This is a genomic window from Marinomonas colpomeniae (assembly GCF_014803385.1).
Classification (GTDB): domain Bacteria; phylum Pseudomonadota; class Gammaproteobacteria; order Pseudomonadales; family Marinomonadaceae; genus Marinomonas; species Marinomonas colpomeniae.
The window spans coordinates 525,434-540,139 of the sequence record NZ_JACYFC010000002.1 but is presented as its reverse complement, the minus strand read 5'-3'; the positions used below and the strand labels follow the sequence as shown (position 1 = coordinate 540,139).

General features: G+C 41.9%; 17 protein-coding genes and 1 tRNA gene. 3 read left to right on the top strand and 15 right to left on the bottom strand.

Going from position 1 to position 14,706, the window contains the following annotated elements; translation table 11 throughout:
• Window positions 1-135: 135 nt before the first annotated feature.
• Window positions 136-1,047 carry a DUF808 domain-containing protein gene (locus tag IF202_RS07715; protein WP_191594299.1) on the top strand — a complete coding sequence of 304 codons (912 nt, stop codon included), beginning with the start codon at window positions 136-138 and terminating at the stop codon, window positions 1,045-1,047.
• A gap of 45 nt (window positions 1,048-1,092) precedes the next feature.
• Here IF202_RS07715 and IF202_RS07710 read toward each other — a convergent pair whose 3' ends face one another.
• The 10 genes from IF202_RS07710 to IF202_RS07665 form a co-directional block, all read right to left on the bottom strand.
• Complete coding sequence (locus IF202_RS07710) at window positions 1,093-1,896, bottom strand: HAD-IIB family hydrolase (protein ID WP_191594298.1); 804 nt, start codon at window positions 1,894-1,896, stop codon at window positions 1,093-1,095.
• The gene (locus IF202_RS07705) at window positions 1,883-2,662 is read right to left on the bottom strand and encodes a DeoR/GlpR family DNA-binding transcription regulator (RefSeq protein WP_191594297.1); all 780 of its coding nucleotides are present in this window, start codon (window positions 2,660-2,662) and stop codon (window positions 1,883-1,885) included. Before IF202_RS07705 ends, IF202_RS07710 begins: the two co-directional genes overlap by 14 nt.
• A 22-nt stretch (window positions 2,663-2,684) precedes the next feature.
• Entirely contained in the window at window positions 2,685-3,461 is a 777-nt protein-coding gene (locus IF202_RS07700; protein ID WP_191594296.1) for a glycerophosphoryl diester phosphodiesterase, read from the bottom strand.
• Between the two features lie 7 nt (window positions 3,462-3,468).
• Entirely contained in the window at window positions 3,469-4,536 is a 1,068-nt protein-coding gene (gene ugpC / locus IF202_RS07695) for a sn-glycerol-3-phosphate ABC transporter ATP-binding protein UgpC (RefSeq protein WP_191594295.1), read from the bottom strand.
• Between the two features lie 2 nt (window positions 4,537-4,538).
• Complete coding sequence (ugpE, locus tag IF202_RS07690; RefSeq protein ID WP_191594294.1) at window positions 4,539-5,387, bottom strand: sn-glycerol-3-phosphate ABC transporter permease UgpE; 849 nt, start codon at window positions 5,385-5,387, stop codon at window positions 4,539-4,541.
• Window positions 5,384-6,262 carry a sn-glycerol-3-phosphate ABC transporter permease UgpA gene (ugpA, locus tag IF202_RS07685; protein WP_191594293.1) on the bottom strand — a complete coding sequence of 293 codons (879 nt, stop codon included), beginning with the start codon at window positions 6,260-6,262 and terminating at the stop codon, window positions 5,384-5,386. The genes ugpE and ugpA overlap by 4 nt, the downstream gene beginning before the upstream one ends.
• 78 nt (window positions 6,263-6,340) lie before the next feature.
• Window positions 6,341-7,642, bottom strand: a complete 1,302-nt coding sequence (ugpB, locus tag IF202_RS07680) for a sn-glycerol-3-phosphate ABC transporter substrate-binding protein UgpB (protein WP_191594292.1) — start codon at window positions 7,640-7,642, stop codon at window positions 6,341-6,343.
• A 211-nt stretch (window positions 7,643-7,853) separates the two neighbouring features.
• Window positions 7,854-8,030, bottom strand: a complete 177-nt coding sequence (locus IF202_RS07675) for a hypothetical protein (RefSeq protein ID WP_191594291.1) — start codon at window positions 8,028-8,030, stop codon at window positions 7,854-7,856.
• Between the two features lie 27 nt (window positions 8,031-8,057).
• On the bottom strand, window positions 8,058-8,483 hold the full coding sequence (locus IF202_RS07670; protein ID WP_191594290.1) for a response regulator: 426 nt from the start codon (window positions 8,481-8,483) through the stop codon (window positions 8,058-8,060).
• Window positions 8,484-8,748: 265 nt separating this feature from the next.
• Window positions 8,749-8,824, bottom strand: a tRNA-Phe gene (locus tag IF202_RS07665).
• A gap of 120 nt (window positions 8,825-8,944) precedes the next feature.
• On the opposite strand from IF202_RS07665, the gene trmL reads away from it, so the two are divergent.
• Window positions 8,945-9,412: a tRNA (uridine(34)/cytosine(34)/5-carboxymethylaminomethyluridine(34)-2'-O)-methyltransferase TrmL gene (gene trmL, locus IF202_RS07660; RefSeq protein ID WP_191594289.1), complete on the top strand. Its 468-nt coding sequence runs from the start codon at window positions 8,945-8,947 to the stop codon at window positions 9,410-9,412.
• A gap of 21 nt (window positions 9,413-9,433) precedes the next feature.
• Entirely contained in the window at window positions 9,434-10,540 is a 1,107-nt protein-coding gene (locus IF202_RS07655; RefSeq protein ID WP_191594288.1) for a potassium channel protein, read from the top strand.
• 55 nt (window positions 10,541-10,595) lie between these two features.
• Here IF202_RS07655 and IF202_RS07650 read toward each other — a convergent pair whose 3' ends face one another.
• The 5 genes from IF202_RS07650 to proC form a co-directional block, all read right to left on the bottom strand.
• Window positions 10,596-12,332 carry a potassium/proton antiporter gene (locus tag IF202_RS07650; protein WP_191594618.1) on the bottom strand — a complete coding sequence of 579 codons (1,737 nt, stop codon included), beginning with the start codon at window positions 12,330-12,332 and terminating at the stop codon, window positions 10,596-10,598.
• Window positions 12,333-12,350: 18 nt separating this feature from the next.
• A complete protein-coding gene (locus IF202_RS07645; protein ID WP_191594287.1) occupies window positions 12,351-12,602 on the bottom strand; it encodes a YfhL family 4Fe-4S dicluster ferredoxin in 252 nt (83 codons plus the stop codon).
• A gap of 50 nt (window positions 12,603-12,652) precedes the next feature.
• Window positions 12,653-13,138 carry a pantetheine-phosphate adenylyltransferase gene (coaD, locus tag IF202_RS07640; RefSeq protein WP_191594286.1) on the bottom strand — a complete coding sequence of 162 codons (486 nt, stop codon included), beginning with the start codon at window positions 13,136-13,138 and terminating at the stop codon, window positions 12,653-12,655.
• A 169-nt stretch (window positions 13,139-13,307) separates the two neighbouring features.
• Window positions 13,308-13,850, bottom strand: coding sequence for a YggT family protein (locus IF202_RS07635; protein WP_191594285.1), 543 nt, complete (start codon window positions 13,848-13,850; stop codon window positions 13,308-13,310).
• Between the two features lie 12 nt (window positions 13,851-13,862).
• On the bottom strand, window positions 13,863-14,693 hold the full coding sequence (gene proC / locus IF202_RS07630) for a pyrroline-5-carboxylate reductase (protein WP_191594284.1): 831 nt from the start codon (window positions 14,691-14,693) through the stop codon (window positions 13,863-13,865).
• Window positions 14,694-14,706 lie beyond the last annotated feature (13 nt).

Below are 14,706 nucleotides of genomic sequence, written 5' to 3'. Positions count from 1 at the left end.
GTGCTTATACTCACTAAAATGATTCAACTTGATGTTATCTTCCAATGATACACAATGCTAAAATGAAAATCAGACTACCAAAAAAATAACGCACTTAATTTCGGCTTATCCTTCAATTCCTTAAAGAGAAACATTATGGCCATGACTGGCTTATTAGCATTATTAGATGACATTACTGTGTTATTGGACGACATTGCCGTTTTCTCGAAAGTAGCAGCAAAGAAAACAGCGGGGGTATTGGGTGATGATCTCGCACTCAATGCCGAACAGGTTTCGGGGGTTAAAGCAGACAGAGAACTCCCTGTTGTTTGGGCTGTCGCCAAAGGATCTTTTCTCAATAAGATTATCCTTGTGCCTTTAGCGCTTGCTATTAGTGCCTTTATCCCTTGGCTGATTCAACCCTTATTGATGGCAGGTGGATTGTATTTATGCTTCGAAGGCGTCGAAAAAGTTCTGCACACTTTCCAAAAAAACAAAGGTGATAAACACACCCTTACAGAAAAAGTAAAAATAGCAAAATCCGATGCAGAAATGCTAACACTGGAAAAAGACAAGATACGTGGGGCAGTTCGAACAGACTTTATACTGTCTGCCGAAATCATTGTGATCGCTCTAGGAACCGTGGCAGGTCTAAATTTACTCACGCAAACCATCGTTGTTAGTTTAATCGCGTTTGTTGTTACCGTTGGCGTTTATCTATTGGTCGGCTTAATTGTCCGCCTTGATGATATTGGCCTGCACCTACATCAATCTAAGAAGGCATTCATACAACATATAGGTTACGGCATTTTAAAAAGTGCCCCTATGCTCATACGTCTTTTATCCATCGTTGGTACGATTGCGATGTTTCTGGTGGGCGGCGGGATATTTGTTCACGGCTTGCCTGCTTTGCATCATGCTGCAGAACTTGCGGTTTCAGGTGAGATTGCTAACTACCCAATTCTAACCAGCGTGATTAATACGGGAATCAGTTTATTAGTTGGTTTGTTGTTAGGTGGTGTTGCAGTGTGCATAGCGTCTTTTATACCTAAAAAAGACGACCATTAAAAATGAATCGTCTGCAGGTCTACAACCAAGACCTATAATCCAGTTTTAGAAAGAACGTGCAACCAAAATAAAGTCAGCCAGTTCCGCAAAGCCTAAACCGCCTGGCTGAGAGGTTTGATAGCGCGGACGGTACGTCATAATCGACAAGTGTTCCACAATGTTCGCAACACCAACACTCAGTGGAAAACGCGCAAACATGCTTTCATCGTTAGGTGCATCACCAACATACAATACTTGCTCTTGTTGTTCGACTTCGCTTAAACCATAAGCTTGGCTTAAAACACGCTGCGCCATGGAAAATTTATCGTACCCTTCCGAACAAACATTAATATGTATGGAGCTTGCCTTCACATTTAAACCCAGCGCAGTTAAGGCCTCCAAACAGGCATTCTTTTCTTCAATCGCAGCGGGCTTTACATCTTGCGCATAGTCGATAGCCACATCGGTTAAACGATAAGACTGATCTCTGGCTAACTTCAATCGAGGAAATTGTACTAGTACTTTATTCACTTCATTCAATAGACGAGCTTGTTCTGCTCGCATAACCGACTCTTCACGCCAAAACTCATAGGTAAGATGCTGATCCAAGGTTTTGCCAATAAAACAGGCGCCACCTTCTGTAATCACACCATCAACAGGGAGCGCTCTAGCAATCATGTCAGACCATCCTGCACAACCACCCGTAACAGGAATGACTTTGACACCATTTTCTTTTAATACAGTCAGGGCCCGCAATGTTTCTACAGGTAATTGCCCTTCCCACGTTAAGGTATCGTCAAAATCCGTTAAAATAAAACGCAAGCCTTTACAGTCATCACTAGCTAGCTCAGAAAGATCATGAATTGACATATTCACCCTGTGAACAAAGTTGAATTTTAACACCTTGAGCGGTGAGTAAATGAGTTTGTGCTTGAGTTAGGACATCACTGAAAATCCAATCTACAGCAGAAAAAGGATGGACACGCGCCATAGCCTTGCGGCCCCATTTATGTTGATCCACAACCAAAAGACTGTGACGACTTTGCTCAACAATAACGCGACTTACTGCGGCTTCTTCTGGGTCAAAATCCAATATTCCTTGCACTTCGTCCATGCCACCACAACCCAATACACCGTAGTCGAAATAATACTGCCTCAAACCAGATAAGGTTTCTTCACCGACTAAATCATGATGCCGATGTCGTAATTTACCCGCCAAAACACGTACTCGAATATCAGGATAGTTTCCTAAGATACCAGCCACCGTTAGGTTGTTAGTGAATACTTGCAAACGTTGATGAGACACCAACGCCTTAGCTACATATTCGACGGTCGTTCCAATACCCAAGAAAACAGAGGCGCCATCAGGAATCAATTCAGCGACTTGGGTCGCAATTACTCCCTTTGCATCACTGTTTAAAAATTGACGGTTATCAAACGGTAAGTTTTCCGTACTTGATACAGGCGAAATTCCACCATGGGTTCGTCGTACAAGATGACGCTCAGCCAATTGATTAATGTCTTTACGGATAGTTTGTGATGACACATTAAAACGTGCCACCATCTCCTCTACCAATAAAGCATCTTCTTGTTGCACCCAGTTTAATATCTGGTTTTGTCGTTCATTTAAGCCCACAAAGGTGCCTTATCTCTATTCATTAAGGTACTAATAAAAACGCAAATTTTGTTGGATCATCCGTAATAACAGCATCCATTCCCCACGCCCAATGAGACTCCACAGCTTGTGGATTATTTGCGGTGTAACAAAGTAGTTTATAGCCAGCTGCTTTCACTGCCAGCGCTTGAACCTGCGTTAATCTGGAGTAATCACAGTTCAAACTATAAGCCTTAATGTTTTCAAGCTCTTCCTGCCAATGAGCTGGAATGTCTTCATACAACTGCGCCAAATGACGATCACTATCGATCTCATAGCTCATCTGCAAAGCGGCATGATTAAAGCTCGAAATCATCAGTTTATCGTTATCAGCCCAATGAGCTTTCAACATATCCATCACTGCCGGAACAATGGTTTCAACATCAGCACTGTCGTGTTTAATTTCAAGATTTAAACCAAGCCCCAGAGACTGAATGCAGTGTAACGCTTCTAGGAGTGTTGGTACTTTTTCGCCGACAAAGTCAGCTGAAAATTTAACGCCAGCATCCAATTCAGTCACATAACTAAGCTGTGCTTCACGAGTTACACCTTCACCGTTTGTGCAGCGTTCCAGTGTGTCATCATGAAAAATAACGAGACCGCCTTCGGCAATCAAATACACATCAATTTCTACCCAAGTCGCGCCCGCAGCGGCAGCGGCACGAATCGATGACAAGGTATTCTCAGGCGCCAATAATGCTGCACCTCGGTGTCCCATTACTTTTGTATTCAACACCTTTTCACCTGAAACATTCCCACCTAAAATATGGTCTTTTTGCATCTTGCTCTCATAGCCTCTGTTGAGTTATTTCGTCAAATAAGTGCCAATGTTTAACTGGTGCCGTTAACCACATAAGACTATTTAGCTCAGGTAAATGCGGTCCAGATAAACGTACAACCATAGGAATGCCCTTTTTAGACTCTTCCTCTAACAAACCATGTATTAGGGTTTCAGCACCAAGCGATTCTACCGCTTGAATACGCAAAGCGAAATCAGCATTTTGCTCATCTGAAACTTCTAAATGCTCTGGACGAATCCCCCATACCACGCCGCCACGATAATCATGAGGCAAAGGTAAAGTTAACGAATTCGAAATTTTAATACCTTGCTCTACAAGGTTCGCAGGAAGTAGGTTCATCGAAGGAGAGCCAATAAAAGACGCAACAAAAGGGGTTGCTGGCTTATTGTACAAATCCATTGGTGTGCCGATTTGTTCTGCATTACCTTTATTCAACACAACCAGACGATCCGCCAATGTCATGGCTTCGACCTGATCATGAGTAACATACAAAGTCGTCGTGCCTAATTTACGTTGCAGCTGTCGTATTTCCACACGCATCTGAACACGTAGTTTGGCATCAAGGTTAGACAAAGGCTCATCAAATAAGAAGACTTTTGGATCACGTACCATGGCACGCCCCATCGCCACACGCTGACGCTGACCACCAGACAATTGGCCAGGTTTACGTTGCAGCAAGTCTGTTAATCCTAACATCTCTGCCACATCGGTAACTTTTTTCTCGATAACTTCTTTCGATACTTTGCGGTTTTTCAAGCCATACGCCATGTTGTTGTAAACCGTCATGTGCGGGTACAAGGCGTAGTTTTGAAATACCATCGCGATATCGCGCTCAGCAGGCTCTTTTTCATTCATGCGTTCACCACGAATGCGCAGTTCACCATCCGAAATACTTTCCAGTCCAGCCACCATACGCAATAGTGTTGATTTACCACATCCTGATGGGCCAACTAAAACAATAAACTCACCTTCTTCAATAGAGAGATCCACACTTGGAATTGCGTGATAACCATTGGGGTATGTTTTACCAATTTTTTCTAAAATAACATCCGTCATCACTATTTCTCCGAATCCACTAAACCTTTGACAAATAACTTCTGCATACCAATAACAACGGCAACAGGCGGCAACATAGCAAGCAAGGTGGTCGCCATAATTTGGTTCCACGCAATATCACCATCCGTAACAGACAACATACGCTTAATACTCATCACTAAAGTGTAATAAGCATCATCCGTGGTAATCAACAAAGGCCATAAATATTGATTCCAACCATAAATAAACAAGATCACAAACAACGCCGCGATATTCGTGCGCGATAGCGGCAACAAAATATCAAAGAAAAAACGAAACGGCCCAGCACCATCAATTCGCGCGGCTTCTACCAACTCACCTGGAATGCTCAAAAAGCACTGACGAAACAAAAAGGTCGCTGTCGCACTGGCAATCAAAGGCAGAGTTAATCCTGTGTAACTGTTCAGTAAATCAAGGTTTGCGACTACTTCATAAGTCGGCACAATGCGAACCTCAACAGGCAGCATCAGCGTCATGAAAATAATCCAAAAACACAAATCACGAAAAGGAAAGCGGAAGAAAACAATCGCATAAGCGGACAACAATGAAATGGCAATTTTCCCAAAGGTAATCCCTAACGCCATAATCAAAGAATTCAGCATCATAAAAAACACGGGCGTATCAATGCCATTACCGGCTTTTTCAAGCAAAACGGTTTTCCAAGTATCCACGCCAGAATCGCCAAACCACAAAGGAATGTGACCGACACCAAAAGCAGACGCAGGATGAGTTGAGGCAACAAGCGCCATCCACACTGGTAACGCCACTAAAGCGATGCCCAATAATAACGTTGCGTGGCTAACAAAGGTTAACCAAGGTCTATTTTCTATCATGAGTACTGCACCTTGCGCTCAATAAAGCGAAACTGAATAACCGTCATAAGACCGACGATGCCCATCAGTACAACAGACTGAGCCGCAGAGCCACCAAGATCCAAACCAACAAAACCATCTTCAAATACTTTATAAACTAAAGTGTTGGTACTTTGTCCTGGACCACCTTTCGTTGTCGCATCAATCACACCGAAAGTTTCAAAGAAGGCATAAACCAAATTCACGACAAGCAAAAAGAAAGTCGTTGGCGATAAAAGAGGAAAGACAATCGTCCAGAAACGTTTAAATGGACTAGCGCCATCAATCGACGCCGCTTCAATTAATGAACGAGGGACCGCTTGTAAACCCGCCAGAAAGAATAAAAAGTTATAACTAATCTGCTTCCACGTAGAAGCAATCACCACCAATATCATGGCTTGGTTGCCATTAAGATAGTGATTCCAATCCACCCCAGCTGAATTCAACCACAGGGCAATCGGCCCCATACTTGGATCAAATAAAATCCACCAGAGCACACCAGCTAATGCAGGCGCAACCGCATAGGGCCAGATTAATAAAGTTTGATACGCCAACTTACCGCGAATAACACGATCTGCCATCACCGCTAACAAGAGCGCAACAGAAATGCCTAAAATGGCAACAGAAAAACTGAAAAACAACGTGGTTAGCATCGATTGGTAATACAGAGGGTCCGTAAACAAATCGATAAAGTTTTCAAAGCCAACAAACTCTCGGCTCAAACCAAACGCGTCTTCTTGATAAAAAGCTTGCTCTAATGCTTGCTCTGCAGGCCATAGAAAAAAAATCGCTGTCACTAATAACTGAGGCAAAAGCAATAACCAAGGAAGGCCTTTTTGGGGGAAGGTAACCGTCATAGAAATATCCAAACAAAAAACCGAAAGAACACCTAAAAAAAATCGCCCTTATGAAAACACATAAGGGCAACTGTTTTTTTAATCGTTCGCTCTTTCAAACTTACGAAGAAGTGCATTACCACGTTTTACCGCTGTGTTAAGTGCCGTTTGAGCATCAACATCACCACTCCATACAGACTCAAGCTCTTCATCAATCACTCCACGGATTTGAACAAAGTTACCTAAACGTAATCCTTTCGTATTCGCTGTTGGCGTGCCTGTTGTCATCTGAGTAACACCTGTTTCTGTACCTGGATTCGCAGCATAGAAACCTTGACCTTTTGTCAAACTATAAGCCGCTTTAGTAATTGGTAAGTAACCTGAAAATTGGTGCCAATCAGCTTGAACAGAAGCACGAGACAAGTAACTTAGGAAAGAAGCCACACCCTTGTATTCTTCTTTTGAATGACCTTGAAGAACCCACAAAGACGCACCACCGATGATGGTGTTAGAAGGCTGTTTTACTTTACCTTCCCAGTAAGGAAGTTCCGTTACACCAAATTCAAATTTAGCATTACGTTTGATACCTGCGTAACCCGCAGACGATTCAGTGAACATGGCACATTCTTGGCTGTAGAATTTCGCTGCTCCATCATTGGTACGTCCAGAATAACTGAACACACCGCTTTTCTGCCACTCACCCATTTTCTTAACATGAGCCACTTGCAGTGGACCATTGAAAGTTAATTCTGTTTTTAAACCGCCAAAGCCGTTATCCAAAGACGCGAATGGTACGTTATGACGAGAGCTAAGGTTTTCTAGGTGAACCCAAGATTGCCAAGCCGTTGTGAAGCCACAAGATACGCCTGATTGTTGTAATTTTTTCGCAGTCGTTTCTACTTCTTGCCACGTTTTAGGGGCTTGAGTAATGCCTGCTTTTTTGAACAAATCTTTGTTGTAGTACAAGACTGGAGTTGAACTGTTGAATGGCATAGAAAGCATTTTGCCTTCACTGCTTGTGTAGTAACCCGTGACTGCACTTAGATAAGTGCTTTCGTCAAAAGGTTGACCTGATTCACGCATCAACTGATGCACTGGATAGATCGCGCCTTTCGCCGCCATCATGCTCGCGGTACCCACTTCGAATACCTGAACAATTGCTGGTTGCTGTTTCGCACGAAACGCAGCAATAGCAGAAGTCATGGTTTCAGTATAATTACCTTTATAAACTGGCTTTACTGAGTATGCATCCTGAGAGTCGTTAAACGCTTTGGCAATTTCATTTACTTTTTCGCCATTGGCACCACCCATTGCATGCCACCACTCGACTTCTGTTGCTGCCAACGCTGAACCCGCAAGAGACATACCAATAACAACTGACGCTAACTTAAATTTATACATTTCTGTGTTCCTCACAATGAGTTTTTATTAGAAAAGAAAGAACGACTATAATGATCAAATGTTTCATTTTTATGATAGTAAGGTTTCATTTGAAATACAATACCATTCAAATGAAACCTTTTATCTGTAAAAATCGGGATAAAGCAATCAGGAAGGTAAAACGAGGTGAGGGATATAAATACGTTATTTGTTAGCACCTAGTCGCACTAGGCTAAGATTTCCTGCTTAAGTGTAGGCACCAATTTTTAGCGTCTATATTCACTTGAAATTGTTCAAATAAAGCAGTCGCTTCAGAAATAAACTCAGCAGCAACCAAAGTCATCAATTCGTAACTGCAAGCAAGCAGACTTTCATAGTCAGCGCCATCAAATACTTTTGGTTCAAACATAATAAGTTTCCTTTACCATTATAATCATCACCTTATAGGAAGCCACTTTGTTAGAATCGCTACAATTTTGTCTTGTGAAACAGGTTTGGCAACGTGATCATTCATACCTGCAATAAAACATTCGTCTTCGTCTCCTTTCAACGCATTGGCACTAAGCGCAATAATAGGAACATCTGGCGAGGTTTTACCTTGTTTGAGCTGACGAATATGTCTGGTGGCTTCATACCCGTCCATCACGGGCATCTGACAGTCCATAAAGATTAAATCAAACTGAGTCGATTCAGCTTGCTCAACTGCCTTTTGACCATTTTCTGCAATCACGACTTCTACACAGTATAAATTCAGCAACCCACGAGCTACGATTTGATTGGTAAGATTGTCTTCCGCTAACAATACTCTCCCGTGAAATGTCGGGCGCCCTTCAGGTGTTTTCTCAATGTGTTTTTCTGTCATTTGAGACTCTCCTACGAGTAAGGATTTTAAGCTTTCTAGTGAATTCAATAATGCCTGATTAAATGTAAGTTTAACAACTGAACCACCCTATTCACCCAAGATAAAACCTATAAGCTGGCTTGACAGGTTAAACATAAATTTTGAAAAGATTTATTTCTGATTTCGACAGTAACTTGAGGAAGCGAATGATGGAGTATACGAAAGGGGCAAAATGCAGGCGAAAAAAAAGGCCATTTAAGTTAATAAATGGCCTTTCTTCAAATCATGGTGCCCGGAGACGGAATCGAACCGCCGACACGAGGATTTTCAATCCTCTGCTCTACCGACTGAGCTATCCGGGCAAGTGGGGCGTATTATAGAGAAACCGTTTTTGTGGTCAATAGTTTTTTTGAAAATAAATTAAAAACTTAGTTTCTGGGCTTCCTCTGGTATTATCTTCTTATATCAAGGAGATAAACCCTATGCTTCATATTGTACTTTACCAACCTGAAATTCCGCCTAATACAGGCAATGTAATACGTTTATGTGCGAACACTGGCTACCACTTACACCTGATAGAGCCATTGGGCTTTGATCTTGAAGATAAGAAGTTAAGAAGAGCGGGACTCGATTATCATGAGTTTACGCGTTTAAAACGTTACCCAGATTTTCAGAGTTTTGTTGATCAAAACAATATTGGAACCATTTACGCATTAACCACAAAAGGCAGTCGCGTTCATAGTGAAGCCAGTTTTGAGGAAAATGACGTTTTGGTATTTGGCCCTGAGACACGAGGCCTGCCTGCCGAGTTCATCGATGCGTTACCAACTGCTCAAAGGTTGCGTTTACCCATGCAAGCGAACTCACGCAGTTTGAACCTATCTAATACGGTCGCTGTGATGGTATATGAGTCTTGGCGTCAACTTGGTTACGCTATACCCACTAACTAACGAGTAATAAACAGAGGCTGAATGATCTTTTTTGGACTTATCCTAGGGCGAAAAAAAAGCAGTCGGAGTAAATTCCGCAAGAAAGTACACCTGCATGAAGCCAGTGATATCAGAAAGCGCTTTGTCTTATTTGCAGGTGTCATCGCTTTACATAGCTTAACTATGGTTTTCTTCGAAGATCTAAATTGGTGGCAAGCCTTTTGGTTAACGATGACATCGGCTAGTACCACAGGTTATGGCGATATCTCTGCCATCACTTTTTGGGGGCAGCTTTCGACTATTATATTAATTTACGGCATGGGGATTACCCTACTCGCACAAATCGCCAGTGACTACGTTGAGATCAGGCTGATTAAAAAAGAAATGCGAATCAAAGGCCGCATAAGGTGGAGCGAAATGGAAGATCACATACTTATAATAAACACACCAAAGTACGAAGCTGAACGCTATTTAGAGTTATTGATTAACCAAATGAGTCAGACGCCAGAATTAGCTGATACACCCATTCAAATTCTCTCTCCCGCGTTTCCAGAAGGCCTTCCACTTAGTTTAAGAGCCAAAGGAGTCGTTCATCACACAGGTGATGCATTAGAGGATGATATGCTGGAATTTGCAGGGTCAGACAAGGCGAAATATATTATTGTGCTTTGCCCAGAAACTCAGAACCCTCATAGTGACAGTTTAACATTTGACACATTACACCGCCTTCAAGCCTTAAATTCTCCCGCTTTTATTATAGCGGAGGCCATTAATGATTCGAATCGCCCTAGGTTTAAAGCCGCTGGCGCCAGTGCTGTTATTAGGCCAGTAAGAGCGTATCCCGAAATGCTCGTACGATCCTTGGTTGCACCAGGAACGGAGCAGGTTTTAGAAGATTTGTTTCATCATCAAGGTGATCATACTATTCGCCTTAATATCCATCTAAGTGATGTGTCTTGGGCAACCGTGGTTTCTACGTTAATTCAAAATGATATCGGTACGGCGTTAGGTTATGTTCAGAAAAATGGGGATATTGTGACTCACCCTCAAGCACATTCTTCAATCGATACTGAAGGGTTAATTATCTTAGTAAATGACAACCAAGTCATGCCATCAACTAATGAAATTCTTAAGCTGTTTAGCCAATAAATAAGAACACCTGTTTAAATTCAAACAGGTGTTGGAGGTTCAAAAAAGATTGGGCTTACGTTCGCTTATTTTGCAATTTAAGTCCGATCATCTCAATTTCATTGCCTTTCATTTGTCTGATAGTTAAGCGCAGATTACCAAATCGAACCCTATCTCCAACTACTAATAATTTTCCAAGCTGGTTTTGTAACAATTCTGCCGCTGTATCTGCTTCATTAATACCATCGATAGAGACCCCATATGCTTTAGCAAGATCCAATAAAGAAGCATCACCACGGATAGCAAATTCACCAAAGAAATTCTGTAGGATAAAAGAACTCGAAGCCTGTTGAGAAAATATAACTGCAACATCATCAACATCTTCTGGGTGTAACAACATCCAAATTCGATCTCCAAACGTCAACACAGTTGATTCATTCACTACAATAGGTTGATGGTCACGAACTAAAGCGACCAGTTGTGGCGTTGATACCGTTTCACTTGGCACGTTTTGTACGATTGCAGAAGGTATTCTAACGTCTTCGGCTTGAACCAAAAACTCATACAACTCTAGCGAATGATCAGAGTCTATATCGTCGATTAATGAAAAACGAGTTATCGGAGCTGCAGGTTCTGGCACTATTATTTTTAACCAGCGAGCCACTTGCGGTACAGTCGACCCTTGCAGTAATAAAGAAATTAACACCACTGTAAAGGTGATTTCAAATAACAATTCAGAATTTGAGAGACCGGCAATAACAGGGTAAAGAGCCAGTACAATAGGTACGGCACCACGTAAACCCACCCAACTTATATACACCCGTTCAGGCCAACGGAAATCAAAAGGTAATAAACAAATCATCACAGCGAGAGGACGAGCAATAAAGATAAGAAATGCAGCAATGGCTATTGCCTGTAATCCGTGACTCAATAAGCTAGACGGTGTTACCAAAAGCCCTAGTAACAAGAACATCCCAGCCTGCGCCAACCAAGCTAAACCATCCATTACCTGAGACACAGACTCAAGCTGTTTGATTCGTCCATTCCCAACCGCAAGACCAACTAAATACACAGCTAAAAAGCCACTACCACCAGCAATATTCACTCCGGCAAAGATAGCAAGCCCAAATGAAATGATAAGCAGCGCGTATAAGCCTTCAACCAAGGTTACACGCCTTAAAACAACCAGTAGTAACTTACCACCTAATAACCCTACAACACCGCCAACCGCAAATTGCTGTAGCATCTGCCCTAAGAATGACAGCACACTAATATGGTCGGAGCTTTGTAGCATGCCTGTTAGCATAACCACCAGCAGAATAGCCATTGGGTCATTTGCGCCAGACTCTATTTCCAGAGTCCCGCCCACTCGTTCATTTAATCGAACGCCACTATTACGTAATAAACTAAATACCGCTGCGGCATCCGTGGAGCCAACAATAGCACCTAATAATAAACCGTAAATTAATTGTACTTCTAGCAGCCAAGCAGCAAACACACCAACACTGGCAGTAGTTAATACCACACCTAATGTTGCGAGAGACAAAGAAGGCCATAAGGCGACACGGAAAGTACTGGTTTTTGTGCGCATACCGCCATCAAGAAGAATCACGGCCAATGCAAGATTACCAACGAGAAAGGCTAAATTTGAGTTGTCGAAGTCTAGTCGGCCAATGCCTTCTTCACCTGCCAGCATCCCTATTCCGAGAAAAACCAGCAGCAAAGGTAAGCCAGCACGCACAGTTAATGAACTGGCTAGAATACTAACAAGAAGTAATATTCCAGCTAAAAAGATAAAGCTATTAGTGTCGATTTTTTCGCAACCTTAAAGTTAAAGTTGACCAGTAAGTGTTAAGTACTTTTCCATTAACTGCTCTTCACTTTCTTTGAAGTTTGGATCTAAAGGAATACAGTCCACAGGGCAAACTTGTTGGCATTGAGGCTCGTCAAAATGCCCTACACACTCAGTACATTTGGAAGGCTCGATCACATAGATCTCATCGCCTTGAGAAATCGCTTCATTTGGGCATTCAGGCTCACAAACATCACAGTTTATGCATTCATCTGTAATAATAAGAGACATTATTCTCTCCTAAAAACACGGTATGCTCTAGTAAGACCAACACGCAAAAATTAAATCGTCTGATAATGTTCTTGAAGTACACGCTTCACGTCTGGATTAACAAACTGGCCAAAGTCACCGTCTAAAGAAGCTATTTCTCTAACCAGTGTTGATGATATATAAGAATGTTTTTCTGAAGGTGTCAGGAAAATACTTTCTATATCAGGTGCAATAGCACGATTCATATTGGCTAACTGAAATTCATATTCAAAATCAGAGACAGCACGTAAGCCACGAATAACCACTTTACCGTTTACAGATCGAGCGAATTCAGTCAGTAAATTATCAAAACCTACTATCTCAACATTAGGCAAATGCCCTAGTACCTTTTTCGCTAATGAAATACGCATTTCATGTGACAAAGCCGGGCGTTTTTTAGGACTTGCAGCAACCGCTACGATAACCTTAGAAAACAACTTTGATGCACGTTCAACCAAATCCGTATGGCCATTTGTAATAGGGTCAAATGTCCCCGGATAAACCGCAATAGCGCTCATGGCTTTCATCCATTTTTAGTAAGGGATAATAAGTTGAGATGGTTAACAACTTCACGTTGTTCACTCTAGCTCCTGTTTAGGGCGCATCATATAGGAATACGCCCTTATTCTCAATTCACCTAATAATATCGAGTGTTGATACTCAATTCTATGAGAACAATATTCCTTCTTAAATATTGTAGGCTGACAATATTTGCTTGAGAAAAGAAATACTCAAGAAGATAAAAATAGGAGATAGGTCTAAACCACCTAGTGGCGGGATTACTCGCTGGCAAGCACGATATAGCGGCTCTGTAATTTGTCCAACCAACATAGCGCCAGGATGATTTGCGCCAGGTGCCACCCAACTCAGTATCACAGATATCAACATCGCCCAGAAATACAAATCAAGTAAGTGATACAAGGTTCCAGCCACGGTGTAAAGCGCATAGCCAGTCGGAGAAAGGTAAGCACCTTTAATAAACACAACCAAGGCAACGGTCAATAATTGAACGGCGAAAGCCAACACCAATGATGCTGTGTCTACTCGGCCAATCGCAGGGATCACCTTGCGCAATGGCAATACAAAAAGGCTAGTTGCTTTAACAACGCCTTGGCTAATCGGATTATAAAAATCCGCTTTCGTTAACTGAAGTACTAAACGCAATAACACAATAAACAAATAAAGGTTGCAGATCACCGTTACTAGCATAATAAATGGACTTGAATTCATTCTGTTCTTTCCTTATTTATTTTTCTTAACAGAAAAATCATTAGATATTTCTTTTGATCGATTGGCACATGCCATCATGGCATCGGCCACTATTTTATCAATATTAGCTGCGTCAAAAGAGAGCAACGCTTGCTCTGTTGTACCATTAGGTGACGTAATATTTTTTCGCAATTGTTCAATAGGTTCTTCTAACTCAATGACCATTCTAGCTGCACCTAACATCGCATAGCTTGCTAATTCACGACTGGTTTTTTCGTCTAAGCCCTGATCTTTTGCATTTTTAATCATGGATTCAAGAAAGCGGAAAAAATACGCGGGGGCACTGCCAGATAAGCTAGTTACCGTATGCATGTGCGCTTCATCTTCCACCCAAACTGAATGACCAACGCTCGCAAACAGCTCACCAACCCAATCTTTTTGTTCTTGTGTTGTTTGCTTATTAGCAATTAATCCTGTCATACCTGCGCCAATTTGTGACGGTGTATTTGGCATGCTACGTACAACAGCAACAGGTTTACCAAGCCAATGGGACAATGAATCCAATTCAACTCCAGCCGCAACGGAGATAAATAGTTGATCACTACGAACTTCCTCAGAAAACTCTTCAACAACGGCTTTCATTTGAGCAGGTTTTACACATAAAACGACAATCTCAGCCGTTTCTACCGCCAAATGATTATCTGCGAACATGGTAATGCCATATCGCTCATGATAATAATCTCTTTTTTCTGGGGTTCTTGATGTACCAATAATTTTATCCGCAGGATAACCACTCGCAAGCATGCCGCTAAAAATAGCTCTCGCCATGTTTCCTACGCCGATGAAGGCAATACTTGGTGTCATGTTCATATCCTAT

Bases quoted from the DNA above. Each gene is read 5' to 3' on its own strand.
- IF202_RS07715 (WP_191594299.1), top strand. From the start codon at position 136: ATGGCCATGACTGGCTTATTAGCATTATTAGATGACATTACTGTGTTA.
- IF202_RS07710 (WP_191594298.1), bottom strand. From the start codon at position 1,896: ATGTCAATTCATGATCTTTCTGAGCTAGCTAGTGATGACTGTAAAGGC.
- IF202_RS07700 (WP_191594296.1), bottom strand. From the start codon at position 3,461: ATGCAAAAAGACCATATTTTAGGTGGGAATGTTTCAGGTGAAAAGGTG.
- ugpC (WP_191594295.1), bottom strand. From the start codon at position 4,536: ATGACGGATGTTATTTTAGAAAAAATTGGTAAAACATACCCCAATGGT.
- ugpE (WP_191594294.1), bottom strand. From the start codon at position 5,387: ATGATAGAAAATAGACCTTGGTTAACCTTTGTTAGCCACGCAACGTTA.
- ugpA (WP_191594293.1), bottom strand. From the start codon at position 6,262: ATGACGGTTACCTTCCCCCAAAAAGGCCTTCCTTGGTTATTGCTTTTG.
- ugpB (WP_191594292.1), bottom strand. From the start codon at position 7,642: ATGTATAAATTTAAGTTAGCGTCAGTTGTTATTGGTATGTCTCTTGCG.
- IF202_RS07675 (WP_191594291.1), bottom strand. From the start codon at position 8,030: ATGTTTGAACCAAAAGTATTTGATGGCGCTGACTATGAAAGTCTGCTT.
- IF202_RS07670 (WP_191594290.1), bottom strand. From the start codon at position 8,483: ATGACAGAAAAACACATTGAGAAAACACCTGAAGGGCGCCCGACATTT.
- trmL (WP_191594289.1), top strand. From the start codon at position 8,945: ATGCTTCATATTGTACTTTACCAACCTGAAATTCCGCCTAATACAGGC.
- IF202_RS07655 (WP_191594288.1), top strand. From the start codon at position 9,434: ATGATCTTTTTTGGACTTATCCTAGGGCGAAAAAAAAGCAGTCGGAGT.
- IF202_RS07645 (WP_191594287.1), bottom strand. From the start codon at position 12,602: ATGTCTCTTATTATTACAGATGAATGCATAAACTGTGATGTTTGTGAG.
- coaD (WP_191594286.1), bottom strand. From the start codon at position 13,138: ATGAGCGCTATTGCGGTTTATCCGGGGACATTTGACCCTATTACAAAT.
- IF202_RS07635 (WP_191594285.1), bottom strand. From the start codon at position 13,850: ATGAATTCAAGTCCATTTATTATGCTAGTAACGGTGATCTGCAACCTT.
- proC (WP_191594284.1), bottom strand. From the start codon at position 14,693: ATGACACCAAGTATTGCCTTCATCGGCGTAGGAAACATGGCGAGAGCT.